Source organism: Sporosarcina koreensis (genome assembly GCF_042655825.1).
Classification (GTDB): domain Bacteria; phylum Bacillota; class Bacilli; order Bacillales_A; family Planococcaceae; genus Sporosarcina; species Sporosarcina koreensis.
Map to the genome: position 1 here is coordinate 220,400 of NZ_JBHSNP010000009.1, position 17,737 is coordinate 238,136.

14 protein-coding genes and 1 riboswitch are annotated in these 17,737 nt (G+C 43.3%); all 14 genes read left to right on the plus strand.

Translation table 11 applies throughout. From position 1 onward, the window contains the following. Positions 1-46: 46 nt before the first annotated feature. Positions 47-892, plus strand: a complete 846-nt coding sequence (locus ACFPTP_RS04960) for a MetQ/NlpA family ABC transporter substrate-binding protein (protein ID WP_381442676.1) — start codon at positions 47-49, stop codon at positions 890-892. 152 nt (positions 893-1,044) lie between these two features. Continuing rightward, positions 1,045-2,244 (plus strand): dicarboxylate/amino acid:cation symporter, encoded by a 1,200-nt coding sequence (locus ACFPTP_RS04965; RefSeq protein ID WP_381442678.1) that lies wholly within the window; start codon positions 1,045-1,047, stop codon positions 2,242-2,244. A 275-nt stretch (positions 2,245-2,519) separates the two neighbouring features. Continuing rightward, the gene (gene sufC, locus ACFPTP_RS04970; RefSeq protein ID WP_381442679.1) at positions 2,520-3,299 is read left to right on the plus strand and encodes a Fe-S cluster assembly ATPase SufC; all 780 of its coding nucleotides are present in this window, start codon (positions 2,520-2,522) and stop codon (positions 3,297-3,299) included. A gap of 18 nt (positions 3,300-3,317) precedes the next feature. Then, positions 3,318-4,622, plus strand: coding sequence for a Fe-S cluster assembly protein SufD (gene sufD / locus ACFPTP_RS04975; protein ID WP_381442680.1), 1,305 nt, complete (start codon positions 3,318-3,320; stop codon positions 4,620-4,622). Then, complete coding sequence (locus tag ACFPTP_RS04980) at positions 4,622-5,842, plus strand: cysteine desulfurase (protein ID WP_381442681.1); 1,221 nt, start codon at positions 4,622-4,624, stop codon at positions 5,840-5,842. Before sufD ends, ACFPTP_RS04980 begins: the two co-directional genes overlap by 1 nt. Next, a complete protein-coding gene (sufU, locus tag ACFPTP_RS04985; protein ID WP_381442683.1) occupies positions 5,842-6,288 on the plus strand; it encodes a Fe-S cluster assembly sulfur transfer protein SufU in 447 nt (148 codons plus the stop codon). Before ACFPTP_RS04980 ends, sufU begins: the two co-directional genes overlap by 1 nt. A 74-nt stretch (positions 6,289-6,362) precedes the next feature. Next, entirely contained in the window at positions 6,363-7,760 is a 1,398-nt protein-coding gene (gene sufB / locus ACFPTP_RS04990) for a Fe-S cluster assembly protein SufB (protein WP_381442685.1), read from the plus strand. Between the two features lie 214 nt (positions 7,761-7,974). Further along, complete coding sequence (locus ACFPTP_RS04995; protein ID WP_381442687.1) at positions 7,975-9,864, plus strand: retron Eco8 family effector endonuclease; 1,890 nt, start codon at positions 7,975-7,977, stop codon at positions 9,862-9,864. Positions 9,865-10,049: 185 nt separating this feature from the next. After that, positions 10,050-11,093, plus strand: a complete 1,044-nt coding sequence (locus ACFPTP_RS05000) for a reverse transcriptase family protein (RefSeq protein WP_381442688.1) — start codon at positions 10,050-10,052, stop codon at positions 11,091-11,093. 418 nt (positions 11,094-11,511) lie between these two features. Continuing rightward, positions 11,512-12,372, plus strand: coding sequence for a DUF72 domain-containing protein (locus ACFPTP_RS05005; RefSeq protein WP_381442689.1), 861 nt, complete (start codon positions 11,512-11,514; stop codon positions 12,370-12,372). Between the two features lie 2 nt (positions 12,373-12,374). Beyond that, the gene (locus ACFPTP_RS05010) at positions 12,375-13,199 is read left to right on the plus strand and encodes a sulfite exporter TauE/SafE family protein (RefSeq protein WP_381442691.1); all 825 of its coding nucleotides are present in this window, start codon (positions 12,375-12,377) and stop codon (positions 13,197-13,199) included. Between the two features lie 3 nt (positions 13,200-13,202). Then, positions 13,203-14,615 carry a bifunctional metallophosphatase/5'-nucleotidase gene (locus tag ACFPTP_RS05015; RefSeq protein WP_381442692.1) on the plus strand — a complete coding sequence of 471 codons (1,413 nt, stop codon included), beginning with the start codon at positions 13,203-13,205 and terminating at the stop codon, positions 14,613-14,615. 41 nt (positions 14,616-14,656) lie between these two features. After that, positions 14,657-15,469 carry a sporulation protein YunB gene (yunB, locus tag ACFPTP_RS05020; protein WP_381442694.1) on the plus strand — a complete coding sequence of 271 codons (813 nt, stop codon included), beginning with the start codon at positions 14,657-14,659 and terminating at the stop codon, positions 15,467-15,469. A gap of 53 nt (positions 15,470-15,522) precedes the next feature. Next, a riboswitch (Lysine riboswitch) is annotated at positions 15,523-15,698 on the plus strand. A 328-nt stretch (positions 15,699-16,026) separates the two neighbouring features. Then, positions 16,027-17,604: a Na+/H+ antiporter NhaC family protein gene (locus tag ACFPTP_RS05025; RefSeq protein WP_381442696.1), complete on the plus strand. Its 1,578-nt coding sequence runs from the start codon at positions 16,027-16,029 to the stop codon at positions 17,602-17,604. Positions 17,605-17,737 lie beyond the last annotated feature (133 nt).

Here is a 17,737-nt window from a genome sequence, read left to right on the forward strand (position 1 = left end):
AATCCTGTTATTATAAAAATCATCAAAGAATGGGGAGAGGATTAACATGAAAAAAGTATTATCAGCATTACTATTGACTGTTCTCGTGCTTGCATTAGCGGCATGCGGAGCGAAGGATAAAGATGGAGCAAGCAAAAATGCCGCGGGCGGCAAGGAAGAGACTACTAAACTCGTTGTTGGTGCTTCCAATACACCGCATGCCGTCATTCTGGAAAAAGTGAAGCCGTTGTTGAAGGAAAAAGGCATCGACTTGGAAATCGAAACATACCAGGATTATATTTTGCCGAACAAAGACTTGGAATCGGGTCTATTGGATGCGAACTATTTCCAGACCATTCCTTATTTGGAAAGTCAAATCGCTGATTTCGGCTACGACTTTGTCAACGCGGGAGGAATCCATATCGAACCGATGGGTGTTTATTCGAAGAAATATAAATCACTGGATGAACTTCCGGACGGTGCGACGGTCCTTATGAGCAACTCGGTTTCAGATCATGGGCGTGTGCTTGAAATGCTTGAAAAAGAAGGATTAATCACACTTGCTGAAGGTGTTGAAAAAGTTGATGCTGAACTTAAGGACATCGTGGACAACCCGAAGAATCTGAAGTTTGAACCGGACTATGAAGCAGCTCTGATGCCGACACTTTATAAAAATGATGAAGGCGACGCGCTTCTCATCAATTCCAACTATGCGATCGATGCTGGTTTGAACCCACTTGAAGATTCGATTGCAATTGAAGAAAGTGATTCTCCTTATGTAAACGTCATTACGGTTCGTTCTGGCGATGAAAACAACGAAGCGATTAAAGCGCTCGTTGAAGTGTTGCAATCCGATGAAATCCAGGAATTTATTTTAAAAGAGTGGGGCGGCTCTGTCGTTCCAGTAAAATAATCGAACAACCGTCTGCTCCCAAATGGAAGCAGGCGGTTTTTTCTGCTTCAAAAATAAGCAAATCTCTCCTAAAAGTGTTCCCATTTTTCCTTTACTATGTTAAAGTTGGATAGTTGTTTTATAAACAATTGTACATTTGAGGAGGACATTTTATGAAGTGGAAGATAGGCCTTATATGGCGAATCGTTATCGCAATAGGGCTTGCGGTGGGGCTTGGGATGTTGCTCCCAGAAATACATGCAGGTTTTGCACACTGGTTCACCCGGTTGTTCGCAACATTTAATATGATTTTCGGCGGTTTTCTTAACTTTGTCGTACCATTCATTATCATTGCATTCATTGCGCCTGGTATTGCAAAACTGGGCAGCGGCTCCGGTAAGCTACTAGGATTGGCAACCGTGCTTGCGTATGCATCCACGATTGCGGCAGGGATTTTAGCATTTTTCGCTGCGATGACAATACTGCCGAATTTCATTGGCGGCATCGGCAACGAATCTGTTGAAAATGCAGGAAAAGCCGCTGCTACAGCATTTTTCGAACTTGAAATGACACCAATCATGGGCGTCATGTCGGCATTGCTGCTCGCGTTCATTTTTGGAATCGGGATGGCGTCCATCGGAAGTAAAACGATGCTTTCATTCTTTGAAGAGATGAATGTGTTAATTGAAAAAGTCATTTCATTCATCATCATTCCCTTATTGCCGATCCATATTTTCGGCATTTTCCTGAATATGACATTCAGTGGGCAAGTGGCAAAGGTATTATCAGTATTCTCACTCGTCTTCGTTATGGTCATCGCGCTGCATCTGCTTATGCTGGTCATTCAGTATACGGTTGCCGGAACCCTTTCAAAGAAGAATCCATTTTATCTGATGAAAACAATGGCACCTGCCTATATGACAGCAATCGGGACACAATCCTCAGCTGCAACAATTCCAGTCACATTAAGACAAGCTAAAAAGACCGGTGCATCGGATAAAGTTACGGACTTCACCGTTCCGTTATTTGCGACGATCCACTTATCAGGAAGTACGATCACACTAGTATCCTGTTCCATCGGCGTCCTGCTAATGAATGGCATGCCAATCAGCTTCTCAAGCTACCTGCCATTCATCCTCATGCTCGGCGTAACAATGATCGCGGCACCTGGAGTCCCTGGAGGAGCTGTCATGGCCGCGGTTGGCCTTCTGAGCACAATGCTCGGTTTTGACGAATCAATGGTCGCCTTGATGATCGCCCTCTACATGGCTCAAGACAGCTTTGGCACCGCCACAAACGTAACAGGCGACGGAGCCCTAGCCATGATCGTCGACCGCCTAACCCCAAAAGTAAAAGGCGTAGAAACGAAGTAATTATAAAAGTAGAAGAAGGAAAAACAACAATTCCCTTCTTCTACTTTTTCTTTATAAATAAAACTATTTTCATTGATTCTCAGTAAGAGCGGGATAATTGAAAATGGGCTACCTTACAAATAATAAGATAAAACATTCGAATACTCGTATATTCCCCATAAAATGATAATAATCCTCAATGATTTGCAACAACGTGCAGAATGAGCTAAAATTAGAATGATACTAAATAGAGAATGGTTTACCCCGTTCATCTTTATCATATTGGAGGTATTGGAATGGCAACTTTGGAAATCAAAGACCTTCACGTCGAAATTGAAGGTAAAGAAATATTGAAAGGCGTCAACCTAACAATCAATACAGGTGAGATCCATGCGATCATGGGACCTAACGGAACCGGTAAATCGACACTTGCATCCGCAATCATGGGCCACCCGAAATATGAGGTAACTTCCGGCTCTGTCTTGCTTGACGGCGAAGATGTCCTAGAAATGGAAGTGGATGAGCGCGCTAAAGCGGGACTTTTCCTTGCAATGCAATACCCAAGTGAAATCACTGGCGTAACAAACGCAGACTTCATGCGCTCAGCAATCAACGCGCGCCGTGAAGAAGGCGATGAAATATCCCTTATGAAATTCATCCGTGAATTGGACAGCAAAATGGACGTCCTTGAAATGGATCAAGATATGGCAACTCGTTACTTGAACGAAGGATTCTCCGGCGGAGAGAAAAAACGCAATGAAATCCTCCAATTGATGATGTTGAAACCAAAATTCGCAGTTCTCGATGAAATCGACTCCGGGCTCGACATCGATGCATTGAAAGTCGTTTCCAACGGAATCAACGAAATGCGCGGAGAAGGATTCGGATGCCTGATCATCACTCACTACCAACGCCTTCTCAACTACATCACACCTGACTTTGTACACGTTATGATGCAAGGCAGAGTCGTTAAATCCGGCGGAGCGGAACTTGCGAAGCAACTTGAAGAGAGCGGTTATGATTGGATCAAAGAAGAACTAGGGATCGAAGACGAAACAGTTGGACAAGAAGCATAAGAAAGGGGACGATTCAAAATGACGGTTGAAACGAAAATGGCATTGACCGAACAGGACGTCCGCTCTTTTTCCGCAAACATGAATGAAGCCGATTGGATGGCAGAATTCCGCGCAGATGCGTTAGCGAAAGTGGAACAGCTTCCGATGCCAACACCAGATAAAACGAAAATCGACAAATGGAACTTTGTAGATTTCCCTGCCCACGCAGTGGAAAGTACAACATTCGCTTCCATCGCTGACTTGCCTGCAGAAGCGAAAGAATTGGTCGAAGAGAATCAAAACAATCTTTACGTACAGCATAACAATACACCTGCATTCCTTTCCCTTTCAGATGAATTGAAAGCAAAAGGTGTTATCCTTACAGACATTTTCACTGCTTCACGCGAACATGCCGACTTGATGAAGAAGTATTTCATGACGGATGGCGTGAAAGTGGATGAGCATAAATTGACTGCTTTACACGCAGCGCTTATCAACGGCGGCGTATTCGTCTATGTTCCGAAAGATGTTGTCGTTGAAGAACCGCTTCAAGTGCTGTTTTTACACGATGACGCACAAGCTTCTCTTTTCAACCACGTGATCGTCGTAGCTGAAGCGAACAGCTCTGTGACATATGTTGAAAACTATTTGTCGACTGTGGAAGAGGCTGCAGGACAGGCGAATATCATCGCGGAAGTGTTCACGGGCGATAATGCGAAGGTCATCTATGGCGCAGTGGACGTCCTTGCAAAAGGATTCACGACATACGTCAACCGCCGTGGAGTAGCTGGTTTGAACAGCCGTATCGAATGGGCGTTAGGGTTGATGAACGACAGCGATACAATTTCAGAGAACATCACGCACCTCGTTGGAAACGGCTCTTCAAGTGATATGAAGACTGTCGTTGTCGGCCGTGGAAGCCAAAGGCAGAACTTCACTTCCGAAATCGTCCACTGGGGACTTGATACAGATGCATTCATCCTTAAGCACGGCGTTATGAAAGAATCCGCTTCTTCAATCTTCAACGGCATCGGCAGAATTGCCAAAGGCGCTACAAGATCGAATGCGGTTCAGGAGTCACGCATTTTGATGCTAAGTGAGAAAGCACGCGGAGACGCGAACCCGATCCTCTTGATCGACGAAGATGATGTAACTGCAGGCCACGCTGCATCAGTTGGCCGTGTGGATCCGCTTCAATTGTTCTACTTGATGAGCCGTGGAATTTCACAACAGGAAGCAGAACGCCTTGTCATTCATGGTTTCCTAGCACCTGTCGTAAGCAAATTGCCTATCGAAGGCGTCAAGAAGCAATTGACGGAGGTTATCGAAAGGAAAGTGCGCTAATGCTCAGCAAAGAGATCCGCAAACATTTCCCGATACTTGACCAGGAAATCAACGGGCACCCGCTCGTTTATTTAGATAGCGCCGCGACTTCCCAAAAGCCGCGGCAAGTCATTGAAGCAATCAGTGAATACTATATGTACGATAACGCAAACGTCCACCGCGGAGTCCATACATTGGGCAACCGGGCTACCGATCATTATGAAGGGGCGCGTGAAAAAGTCCGCAAGTTCATCAATGCGAAATCGACGCAAGAAGTGATCTTCACTCGCGGTACGACGACAGCCCTCAATATGGTAGCCCAAAGCTATGGGCGAACGAATGTCGGCGAAGGCGATGAAATCGTCATCACCCATATGGAACACCATTCCAATATTATTCCGTGGCAGCAATTGGCGAAGGAAAAAGGTGCAGTCCTGAAGTTTATCGAATTAGAAGAAGACGGCACACTCTCCCTTGATAAAGTGCGTGAAACAGTGACGGATCGTACGAAGATCGTATCGATCATGTATGTATCCAATGTGCTCGGCACGATGAATCCAATCAAGGAAATTACAGAGATTGCGCATGCTCATGGCGCCGTTATGGTCGTCGATGGAGCGCAGGCCGCCCCTCATTTGAAATTGGATGTCCAAAAATTGGACTGCGATTTTCTCGCTTTTTCAGGCCATAAAATGTGCGGCCCTACGGGGATTGGTGTCCTTTATGGAAAGAAAGAATTATTGAATGAGATGGAGCCGGTTGAATTCGGTGGTGAAATGATCGATTTTGTCGGTCTGTATGAATCCACTTGGAAAGAGCTTCCGTGGAAATTCGAAGGAGGAACGCCAATCATTGCCGGAGCAATCGGATTAGGCGCCGCCATCGACTTTTTGGAAGAAATCGGTTTGGATCAAATCGAACGGCATGAACACGAGCTTGCGGGTTATGCGATGGAGAAAATGTCATCGATGGACGGTCTGACGATTTATGGACCGCATGATCCGAAGAAGCGTGCAGGCATCGTGACGTTCAATTTGGATAATGTCCATCCACATGATCTTGCCACGGTTTTAGATATGAACGGAATCGCAGTGCGGGCAGGTCACCATTGTGCGCAGCCGCTTATGAAATGGCTTGAATGTTCAGCGACAGCCCGTGCAAGCTTCTATGTGTATAATACGGAAGAAGATGTTGACCGTCTCGTAGAAGGACTCCGTATTGCAAAGGAGTATTTCCAATAATGCCTACAAATAATTTAGACCAGCTATATCGTTCAGTCATCATGGATCATTATAAAAATCCAAGGAATAAAGGTGTGCTGGAAGAGAACAACGTCACAATCGACATGAATAACCCGACTTGCGGGGATGTCATCCATCTGACCCTTAAAGTCGAGGATGGCATCGTGCAAGACGCAAAGTTTGAAGGGGAAGGCTGTTCGATCTCCATGGCATCCGCATCGATGATGACGCAAATCATCAAAAATAAAGATGTCGACACGGCTGTGAAATATGCCCATCTATTTTCGGATATGATGCTCGGAAAAGAAATCGACGACTCCATCGACTTCGGCGATATCGAAGCCCTTTCCGGAGTTGCCAAATTCCCTGCGCGCATCAAATGTGCAACGCTTGCGTGGAAAGCGATGGAAAAAGGAATCGGGGAAGAATCCGAGTCCGCGCAATGAATCCGAAAACGGCTGCCGGGAAATTTCCGGACAACCGGGGCAAGCAATACAAATGAAAGAACGGAGGAATATTGATGGCTAAGAAAATGCCTGAAATTGGCGATTACAAATATGGTTTCGCAGATAAGGATGTATCTGTTTTCCGTTCGGAACGTGGGTTGACAAGTGAAATTGTTGAAGAAATCTCGAGGATGAAAGAAGAGCCACAATGGATGCTGGACTATCGTCTAAAATCCCTTGAAATCTTCTATAGCAAACCGATGCCACAATGGGGCGGCGATTTGAATTCCCTGAACTTCGACGAAATCACATATTACGTAAAACCTTCCGAAGCGACAGAGCGTTCTTGGGATGAAGTGCCGGAAGAAATCAAGCGTACATTCGATAAACTAGGGATTCCTGAAGCTGAGCAAAAATACCTTGCTGGTGTTTCTGCACAGTACGAATCTGAAGTTGTTTACCACAACATGAAATCAGAACTTGAAGACATGGGAATCGTCTTTAAAGATACAGACTCGGCTTTGCGTGAAAACGAAGAGCTATTTAAGAAGTATTGGGGAACTGTCATTCCGAACACAGACAACAAGTTCGCAGCGTTGAACTCTGCTGTTTGGTCCGGTGGTTCATTCATCTATGTACCACCTGGCATTAAAGTGGAAACGCCACTTCAAGCTTATTTCCGTATCAACTCGGAAAACATGGGTCAATTCGAGCGTACGTTGATCGTTGTCGACGAAGGCGCAAGCGTCCACTACGTAGAAGGATGTACAGCACCTGTTTACACGACGAATTCACTTCATAGTGCGGTCGTTGAGATTATCATTAAAAAAGACGCGTACTGCCGTTACACGACGATTCAAAACTGGGCGAACAACGTTTACAACCTAGTTACGAAGCGTGCGGTGTGTGAAGCGAACGCTACGATGGAATGGGTAGACGGCAACATCGGCTCGAAGCTTACAATGAAATACCCTGCATGTATCCTTAAAGGTGAAGGTGCACGCGGTATGACATTGTCCATCGCTTTGGCTGGTAAAGGTCAGCACCAAGATGCAGGAGCTAAAATGATGCACTTGGCGCCGAACACGTCATCCACAATCGTTTCGAAATCGATTTCCCAACACGGCGGTAAAGTTACGTACCGCGGAATCGTCCACTTCGGACGCCGTGCAGATGGCGCACGCGCGAACATCGAGTGTGACACGCTCATCATGGATAAACTATCGACGTCCGATACGATTCCATACAACGAAATCCTGAACGACAACATTTCACTCGAGCACGAAGCGAAAGTTTCGAAAGTATCGGAAGAGCAGCTCTTTTACTTGATGAGCCGCGGAATTCCTGAGCTCGAAGCGACAGAAATGATCGTCATGGGCTTCATCGAGCCATTCACAAAAGAATTGCCGATGGAATACGCAGTAGAAATGAACCGCCTGATCAAGTTCGAGATGGAAGGTTCTATCGGATAATATCCCAATACCCCCGTCACAATTAGGTGTGACGGGGATTTTTGTATAGGGTTTGACCGCTTAATTTTTAAAGCAGGAATTATTGTGCTTTTTAACAAAACTTGCCGTTATCAAATCAAAAAGAACCTACGTGAAATATAGTGATTTAATCTTAGTACATAATTATTAAGCCAATATCATTGAGTTATTCTGATTTAAAGGAGGGAATCCTAGAGTGATTCAATTCATTCACGTTCAAGGATTTAAATCACTTGAAGATGTTTTTGTAAATGGAGAAGACCATATTCAAAGCTTTATAGGGAAAAATGGTTCTGGAAAAACCACCTTATTTAAAGCTATTAAATATTTCTTTGATAATTTAATTGAGGATAATTATTCCGAGGAATATTATGACCAAAATAACCGTTATAATTATGAGTTGAAAATAAAAATACGTTTCAATCTAAGCAGGTTGATTGATTCAAATAAACGAGTAGCTAATAATAATTATACTGAAAAAATAAAACGGTCGCTTGCTCAACTAAAGGAGAAGGATTCCTTCACTTTAGTATTAACTCAAAATAAACGAAAAGGAATTCAATGGAACTTACCATATGAGTATAGATATTTAATTCATAACTCTCATCCAATCTATTTAATAAGTACACACGAAACTGATTTTCAAAAATGGGATTTTATTTGGGAGATTATCGGCAGTTTAGGCAACATTTTTGATTACGAGGAATCAACCAGTTTTAATAATGTTTTCACAGGAAAAACAGCAGAAAACTTCAAGGAAAATGTAAAATATATCGAAAATGTATTTGAAAGTTCAGGATACAATTTGCAGAAAGAATCAAACCAATCTCAGTTAGCTGCAATATATCAATTGGCATTACGAGGGTCTAAAATAAATCGAGACGGTTTCGAACTGAATTATTTCTCTACAGAAACAAATTCATTAAGTTATCTAAAGTTATTAGTAACACTGGTTCAGAAGCTAGAACAAGAAAAGGTTAAAAGCCCAATTATAATAATCGATGAACCTGAATTAGGTTTACATCCTCAATACATCGACGAAATAAAGGATCTACTATTCTTATCAAAGGGTATTCAATTTTTTATCAGTACACATTCATCTCGTTATTTAGCAGAAGTTATGAGACAAGGAGAATCTGTTTATAAGTTTTATCTTAAAGATAAATATTCAGTTTTAAACAAAATACCTAAACTAACAAATGCACGATCAAGAATAATTTTTTCTGAAAGGGAAGCCAGTTATTACTTTGGGAGTTTTATTTTAATTGTAGAAGGTCAATCTGAGTTAGAAGTCTTTAAGAACCCGAAAATTCAAGAGTTGTTTCCTAAAATGAAGAAAGTAGAAGTTTCTCCAACTTTAACGAATAGTGTATTGTTGCAAACATTGACTCCTTCAAAAATGAATTTACCAATTCCTTATCTAATAGTAGCAGATATCGATAAAGCATTAGAAGATAAGTACTCCACAACAAAGGACGAGGAAAAAAAGAGAACTTTTAAAGTGGGGATTAAGAAAAAAGAAGAATACAGCCCTTTTAGCGAAGCTTTCAAAAAGGAATTAAGGGCAAAATTTATAAAGAATAGATGGATGTTAGAAATAATAAATGCAAGAATCTTAGAATATGAAGACTTAGAATTTAAAATCAACACAGAGGTAGGAACTATGGAAGAGCCCATGAGAAAAAAATATGAACAAATGATACGTGATTTAAAAAGGTATTACGAATTGTTTGGAGTTTATTTATTATTTCCGACATTAGAAGGGGCATTGATTAATGAAAACAATATGGAGGACTTTTTACGAATATTTAAAATAGAATTTCGAGAAGAAAGTCTATCAAAAAGAGAGATCTTATTTAGACTGCGCCAACTAGTTGGTGGAAACTCTGAAGATCTAAAGTGTCGTAAGGAGCAATTTAATGGTAAGTATAGTTTCACTAAAACTAGTGGTTGGATAACAGAATTCATTAATTCGATCTTTGAAGATATAGATAAGGAGGAATCAATAGAAGTTAGAAGAGAGATTTTTAAAGAGAAGTTTCCTGATATCTATGGTATTATAAATAAGATTGATAAGATGATCTAAAATGAGTAGCCAATAAGCTTGTTGAAGGCATAACGAAGGCCTGGAAATCTTCGTTTGTTGTCCAAATTCCAAGCAGATAAAGTTTTACTTTTGCGCATATATCGCGCTTCAACGGTATTTGCGCTAACGCGCAGAATTGTTTCCAGACGTACTCATTTTGGATCATCTTTCTAAGGATGATAATAATGGAAAAATATGTTGTTAGTAAAAAAGATTTTCTTAGAAATATATTGAAAATAAGCGATCAAGAGTTACCGAAAATAGAACATTCTTGGTATATTCCGATTAAATTAAAACAATTGAATGGCAAAGAACGTGTAGTCTATACACTACCTGGCGGTAATATTCTAGCTCGTTTTCAAGAAAGATTGAATCGTAATTTGTTCAATACTTTTTATTTAAGTGACGCTGCACACGGATTTGTTCAAGGGCGAAGTTACCGAACGTTTTTAGAATCACATGTAAATGACCCCTATCACCAAAAAAACAAGCTATTTCTCAAATTAGATATTAAAAACTTCTTTCCTAGTATTAATGAGAACATTATAAAAAGAACTTTAGATGAATATTTTAAGATTGAAAATCCAATTGAAAAAGAAGCTGTTTTAAATTGGACAGTCTCTGCCATCACATTAGACGGTAAACTGCCAATGGGTGCGAAAACATCCCCTGTGATTTCTAACTTGGTTTTCAGACGTATAGATGCAAGGATACAAAAATATTGCTTTGATACGAACATAGAGTACACACGTTACGCTGATGACCTTTTGTTTTCAAGCTATCGAGATGTAATACATAGTGAACGGCTTATAAATTTAATAGTCGGAATTTTGAAAGAGTACGAGATGGAATTAAACTACAATAAGATTCGACGTGGTATAGGATTTTTTTCAATAAATGGTTTCGTTATAGATGACAAGATAAGACTATCCCGTAAAAAGTTAAAAGAAATCAGAAGTGTTTTATTTGTATTAGATATGTTATCTAAAGAAGACCTGCGTCAAAAAAATCTCTTGGAAAAAATTAATGGTAAAATTGTAAGTAATTCTTACGTACGCAAATTTTATTCGCTCTCACATTTAAATAACTACTTAGCCGGTCATCGTTCATTTTTAATTGCTTGGTTACCCAATCAACAGACAAGTTTTCAACTAATGACAAAAAAATTGATTCAAAGAATAGATAAGCATATTGAACAAGTATCGGACTATATTGAGAGGAAAAAGTGAATTTCTAGGTAAGAGAAGTGGGTTGTTTTTTGAAAAAACAATTCTATTCACTTAAATATAATTGTTTAATTTCCTTTTAACAGAGTCTACTATTTATTATTAGAATATTATCTCATTGCAAAAAACCGCCTTTTTCAGGTGGTTTTTTATTTTATTTTTTTAAGTATTAGAATATTATCGAGGATTGAAGCGGAAGGTGGCGACTCCTGCGGGAAAGCGAGACAGGGGAGACCCCGGAGGGAGCGAAGCGACTGAGGAGGCTCACCGCTCGCCCGCGGAAAGCGTCCACCTGGAGCGGCAATCGGGGTACCAATCCATTCATACCTTGTCTAATCATGTCTATGCAAAATGGCGGAATCAGCCCGCTGACATATGATATGATGAAAATATTCATCTACGAACGGAAAAGAGGGATACTATGATTCAAGTTGGATTGACAGGATGGGGCGACCATCCGGACGTCTACTCTCCTACCTCCAAGAAAAATGAAAAATTGATGGATTACAGCGCCCACTTTCCGATCGTCGAACTCGATGCATCGTTTTACGCCATCCAACCGGAGCGCAATATCCGCAAATGGATTGACGAAACACCAGACGATTTTCAATTCATCGTCAAAGCGTACCAAGGAATGACCGGGCATCAACGAGGCAAACTGCCCTATTCAACTCCGGAAGAAATGTTCCAGCAGTTCAAGCTTTCCGTCGATCCGATGCGGCTCGCCGGAAAGCTTGCTATGATTCTCGTTCAATTTCCGCCATGGTTTGATTGCATAAAAGAAAATGTCGACCAGATCAGATACATTCGAACTCAGCTGGAAGGATACGACGTCGCAATCGAATTCCGCCATCAATCTTGGTACGCTCCATCCATGCAGGAAAAGACACTTTCCTTCCTTAAGGAACTGAATTTCATTCACACGGTTTGTGATGAACCACAATCCGGCGTTGGCAGCGTCCCGCTTGTCGCTGAAACGACACGAAGCGATAAAGTGTTTGTCCGACTTCACGGCAGGAATGTGAATGGCTGGCGCAACACGACAGGCGACAATGAGGCGTGGCGCAAAGTCCGCTACCTCTATAATTATGAAGACAATGAATTGGATGAAATCCGTCAAGCAGTCCACAAGTTAGAGAACGAAGCAGAAAATATTTATGTTATCTTCAATAATAACTCTGGTGGCCATGCAGCCGAGAACGCTAAACGCTTTCAAAAAATGATGGGCATTGACTTCCAGGCACTTGCACCTAAGCAGCTTGACTTTTTTGAGGAGGAATAAAAATGGCGTATCTGTTGTTGGCAATTATCGGTGCAATATCCGGCGTGATGGGGTCGATTGTCGGACTCGGAGGCGGAACGATTCTCGTGCCGCTCACATTATTGGTAGGGATCAATTTCGGTTGGATTCCGGGCATCACGCCGCAAAGCGTAGTCGGAATTTCAGTCATCATGATGGTTTTTAATGGTCTTTCATCAACCATTTCGCATATGAAAGCGAAGACGGTCGACTTCCGGACAGGATGGATCTTTTTCGCAGGCTCCATACCGGGTTTGATGATAGGAGCGTTTGTGAATAAAGGAATGGATTTGCCATCATTTAATTTATACTTCGGAATCTTGCTTATCGTCCTTTCCATTCTATTGCTTGCTCGCAAATACTTAAAGCCGATTCAATGGTTTGTCAATCACGGCAAGCAGATGACATTTATCGATACCCATGGAGACACCCATGTGTATGGGTATCCGATCTGGTTTGCACTTGTACTGACATTCATCATCGGGTTTGCTTCAGGACTATTCGGCATCGGGGGAGGCACGATGATTGTGCCGGCGCTCATTCTGCTGTTCCTGTTCCCGCCGCATATCGCTGTCGGTACATCGATGTTCATCGTCTTCCTGTCAGCGATCGTAAACTCGGCCAGCCATATTTCGTTGGGACATGTGCCTTGGCTATATGCGCTTCCTGTCATTCCAGGAGCCTATATCGGCGGTACGATCGGGACGATGCTCAATAAAAAGATGAATTCGGATACATTAGTGCTTGTGCTGCGCATCATGCTGTTATTGTTCGGAGTAAGGTCGATCATCGATGGGATTTGGGGATGAGCCATGAGACGCCGTGAAGAAACAATCCATTTGTATCATACGAATGATATCCATAGCCATTTTGACAGCTGGCCAAAGATTAGCAGGTATCTCCAAACACAGAGAGGGCTCAATGATTCGGCAGAAGAGGCTTGCTTCATTTTCGACATCGGAGATCATGTCGATCGGTCGCACCCATTCACAGAAGGGACATCCGGCAAGGGCAATGTTGCATTGCTGAACAGGGCCGGATATGACGCGGTGACAATCGGCAACAATGAAGGGATCACAATGTCGAAAAAAGCATTGAACTCCCTTTACGAAGGCGCTGATTTCGACGTCATCCTTTGCAATTTAACAGAGACAGACGGTTCGCTCCCGCAATGGCTGAATCCTTACGTGATTTATGAAACAGCTTCGGGCATCAGAGTTGGCGTCATCGGTGCGACTGCAATGTATACGGCCTTTTATGCGAAATTAGGTTGGCTCATCGAAGAACCGAGACAGGAATTGAAAAAAGTTGCCGAACAAATTCGGCATAAGACGGACATGATCATCTGCCTATCCCATTTAGGCGTGAATGAAGACAGGCTGCTTGCGGAAGAATGCAAGCAGATCGACGTCATTTTAGGTGCGCATACCCATCATTTATTCCCGGAAGGTGAAATGGTGAATGACACGTTGCTAGCCGCCACAGGCAAATTCGGCGAGTACGTCGGACATGTTGAAATCCACGTCGATTGCGATATGAAGATCGTCGATAAAAGCGCTGAAGTGATTCGTGTGGCTGAGCTGGAAAGTCGGGAAGAGGACGTACAGGAAGTGAATGAACTGATCCACACTGGGAATGAAACGCTTGAAGAGAACGTCTTCTACACCGCAAGCCCATTAAAACAACAGCTCTTCGTGGACAGTCCAATATCTTCATTTTTCGGAAGGGCATTGGTCGAATACACAGGTGCGGATTGTGCCATGTTCAATGCGGGGATATTCCTAGGGAGCCTCGACAAGGGCTGGGTGACGAAACGCATGGTGCACGCCTTGCTGCCACACCCTATCAATCCTTGTACAGTAACGTTGGACGGGGCGGAACTGCTGGAAGTTTACAGACTATCCAAAAATGAATCATGGCCGGAGACAGAAATCAAAGGGCTCGGCTTTCGTGGCACATTCATGGGGAAAATGATTTTTGAAAGGCTTTTTCGGACAGACGCTGGGGAATTGTATGCCGGCAATCGAAAAGTGATTGCTGGAAAAACGTACACGTTGGCAACGCTAGATATGTTCACATTCGGCTACTTTTTCCCTTCATTGAAAACCGCGGAGAAGGAGTATCATATGCCGGAACTGATCCGGGATGTCTTCATTTGGTATGGAATGAAAAGAGATAATCGTATCGATCCGGATACGAGGAATGCAAGGTATAAACGAGAATGAACGGCCCTGTTCCTGCATAATATTAGGCAGGAGGGGTCGTTTTGAGATTTTATGGGCAGCCATCTCGAAATTATAAAAAAAGGAACCGCTATCGCCGTTCCAGTCAAAATGGCAGGCCCCGCCGGAAGCGGCGCCTGTTGCCGCTCATCTTTCCAGCGTTCATCGTGACAGTCGTTCTTTTTCTCTATTTTGTCAACTCAAAGCTCACTCCGGTTTATCTTTCATATGCGGAAATCCAAACGGAGAATATAGCGGCACATGTCATAACGCAGGCAATTAAATCAAGGTCCACCGAAATTTACGATGTGAAAGAAATCATGGAAAATGTGCCGAATGATTCACAGGGAATGGTGGCAAATACACTTAATGCCGAAATCATCAATAAAACAAGGGCGGAAATCCATGGTCTTGTGGAGTCGCATCTCAAAATGGCGGAAAGCGGTAAGTTGGAAATGCTTCCGCTCAGCGAGAATATCGAATACGATCCGAAAGCGATGGATGGTTCCGGAGGGGTCGTCTTTTTTGTACCGATGGGGCAAGCTGCCGGTCTTCCACTGATCGGGAACTTCGGACCGAAAATACCAATCCGGTTTCATGTCATCGGGGAAGTACAGACGAACGTAGAGACTGATATTACAGAGTTCGGCATCAATAACGCAATGATTGAAGTGAATATATTGGTGAAAGTCAACGTCCAGATCGTCGTTCCGCTAGCAACACGGAGAAGCGTCGTGGAACAGCGGATACCTGTAGCCATCGGATTGATCCAAAGCCCGATTCCTCAAATTTATAATGGGGGCGGAGGCAACCCTCCGCAAATTGAAGTTCCATTCAATCCCGGCGGTAAACAATAACGGCCCTTGAAAAATGCTAAATTTGTGTTATGCTAGTATAACAAGAGGAACACCGATTAGGTAGAGGCTGCAAGGCTTATGAGTAATGGACGCGAGATTGGCATCGATGACCGCCCGTGAAAGGAAGTTTTGCCGAAGCTGGAATGGAACGCCGACCCATCCAAGCTGGGGTCATTCCGAATAGGAATGGCACTGTCATGCATATATCGCATGATGAGCTACAGATCGTACGTTAGATAAAACATCTTAGATTATCTTTCAAACGAATCGTAGAATAAGCCGACACCTGATGCACATTCTAGTGCAAAGGGTGTCGGTTTTTTTTTACGTCTAGCTCCTGGTGGTGGAAAGCTGCCTTAAATTCTGCAAAAACCGCAGAAATACGGCAAATCGAACCCATTGCAGTTCGATTTGCTCGGGTCATAAGTCAGCTCTGCTGCAAGGCAAAAAGCGCCGTTTCGCAGTTCTGCCTTATGCCTATCACAGTTAACCGCCACCATCCGCTTTTGGATTTCCCCACTACTAGTTCTTCAATCAAAAATTGGAGGAATGTTTTTATGATAGGCACTTGGGTTTCGATTTTACCGCCAATCGTGGCAATTGTGATGGTATTGGCGACGAAAAGGGTATTATTATCGCTTGGATCGGGAATTGTGACGGCAGCATTATTAGTCGCCAGTTTTGCACCGGTCGATACGTTGAAAAATCTTTGGACTGCTATGATCGTCTCTTTCTGGTCTGAAGGGGAATTGAATGTTTATAATATTTTCATCATGATCTTCATTTTATTACTAGGTGTCATTACGGCATTTGTCAGCTTGTCCGGCGGAAGCAGGGCTTTTGCGGAATGGGCGGTCAAGCGCATTAAAACGAGACGCGGTGCAAAGCTGCTCACTGTGCTGATCGGAATCCTTATTTTTGTGGATGATTATTTCAATTCATTAGCGGTCGGACAAATCGCACGTCCAATTACGGACCAGCACCGTATTTCAAGGGCGAAATTGGCGTATTTCATCGATTCAACGTCTGCACCGATTTGCGTTATTTCGCCGATTTCCAGCTGGGGAGCATTTCTGATCGGCCAATTGGCTCTGATTTTTGGCACATCTGCTGCAATCAGCTACTCGCCGCTGTCCGCGTTTCTAATGATGGCGCCGATGAACTTTTATGTCATCGCTACATTGGCAATGGTGTTCTTCTTTGCTTGGACGAATAACGATTACTTTGAAATGAAAAAACATGAGACGCGCGCCCAAGAAAAAGGAGAGCTTTTCGATCCGAAGAAAGAAATCCCTGGTCAATTGAAAGAGGATTTCCCGATTCACTCCCATGGACGTGTCATTGATTTGATTGCGCCAATCATTACACTCGTCGTTGTAACATTAGGAATGATGATTTGGACAGGCTACCGCATCGGCGGCTCGACGAGCATCTGGACGATTTTCGAAAACACGGATGTTCCGATGTCATTGGTCGTAGGTGGCCTAGCGGGAACATTATTGGCAGCGGTTCTGTACATTTCCCAAATGGGGAAAAACGAGACAGCTTCGTATAGCCTCGTAAGTAAGGCATTTTTCAGTGGTGCGGGTGCGATGATGCCGGCGATTCTCATCTTGATTTTTGCATGGGCGTTGACGCATTTGATCGGCGTGTTGGAAACAGGACCATTCCTGTCTAGCGTCGTGGAGCAGTCGAATGTTCCCGTTAACTTCCTGCCCGTCATTATGTTTATCCTTGCGGGCTTAATGGCATTTTCTACCGGGACTTCGTGGGGCTCATTCGGGATACTGCTCCCGATCGCCGGAACGATTATGATCAATGCAGAACCTGAATTGCTGCTGCCGGCGTTATCGGCCGTATTGGCAGGAGCTGTATTCGGAGATCACTGTTCACCGATTTCCGATACGACAATCCTGTCCTCGACCGGTGCGGGATCCAACCATATGGACCATGTTTCGACACAGCTTCCATATGCCTTGATTTCTGCAGGCATTGCTGCAATCGGCTACTTTATCCTAGGGCTCACTGGTTCGGTTTGGATCGGACTTGCGGCGGTCATTATTCTTATCGCAGGCTTGTTCACTGTATGGACGTCAAAACGGAATAAAGCGGAAGTGAAAGCAACTTCCTTTTAATGATTAACTGTCACACCCGCCGGACACTCGGCGGATGTGGCAGTTTTTTTTTGGAATGAAGCATAAACTGTACCCACCAATCATAAATTTCCACTACCGGGACAGTACTGGATTCCCATGACGAAAGGGAAAC

Bases quoted from the DNA above. Each gene is read 5' to 3' on its own strand.
- ACFPTP_RS04960 (WP_381442676.1), top strand. From the start codon at position 47: ATGAAAAAAGTATTATCAGCATTACTATTGACTGTTCTCGTGCTTGCA.
- ACFPTP_RS04965 (WP_381442678.1), top strand. From the start codon at position 1,045: ATGAAGTGGAAGATAGGCCTTATATGGCGAATCGTTATCGCAATAGGG.
- sufC (WP_381442679.1), top strand. From the start codon at position 2,520: ATGGCAACTTTGGAAATCAAAGACCTTCACGTCGAAATTGAAGGTAAA.
- sufD (WP_381442680.1), top strand. From the start codon at position 3,318: ATGACGGTTGAAACGAAAATGGCATTGACCGAACAGGACGTCCGCTCT.
- ACFPTP_RS04980 (WP_381442681.1), top strand. From the start codon at position 4,622: ATGCTCAGCAAAGAGATCCGCAAACATTTCCCGATACTTGACCAGGAA.
- sufU (WP_381442683.1), top strand. From the start codon at position 5,842: ATGCCTACAAATAATTTAGACCAGCTATATCGTTCAGTCATCATGGAT.
- sufB (WP_381442685.1), top strand. From the start codon at position 6,363: ATGGCTAAGAAAATGCCTGAAATTGGCGATTACAAATATGGTTTCGCA.
- ACFPTP_RS05000 (WP_381442688.1), top strand. From the start codon at position 10,050: ATGGAAAAATATGTTGTTAGTAAAAAAGATTTTCTTAGAAATATATTG.
- ACFPTP_RS05005 (WP_381442689.1), top strand. From the start codon at position 11,512: ATGATTCAAGTTGGATTGACAGGATGGGGCGACCATCCGGACGTCTAC.
- ACFPTP_RS05010 (WP_381442691.1), top strand. From the start codon at position 12,375: ATGGCGTATCTGTTGTTGGCAATTATCGGTGCAATATCCGGCGTGATG.
- ACFPTP_RS05015 (WP_381442692.1), top strand. From the start codon at position 13,203: ATGAGACGCCGTGAAGAAACAATCCATTTGTATCATACGAATGATATC.
- ACFPTP_RS05025 (WP_381442696.1), top strand. From the start codon at position 16,027: ATGATAGGCACTTGGGTTTCGATTTTACCGCCAATCGTGGCAATTGTG.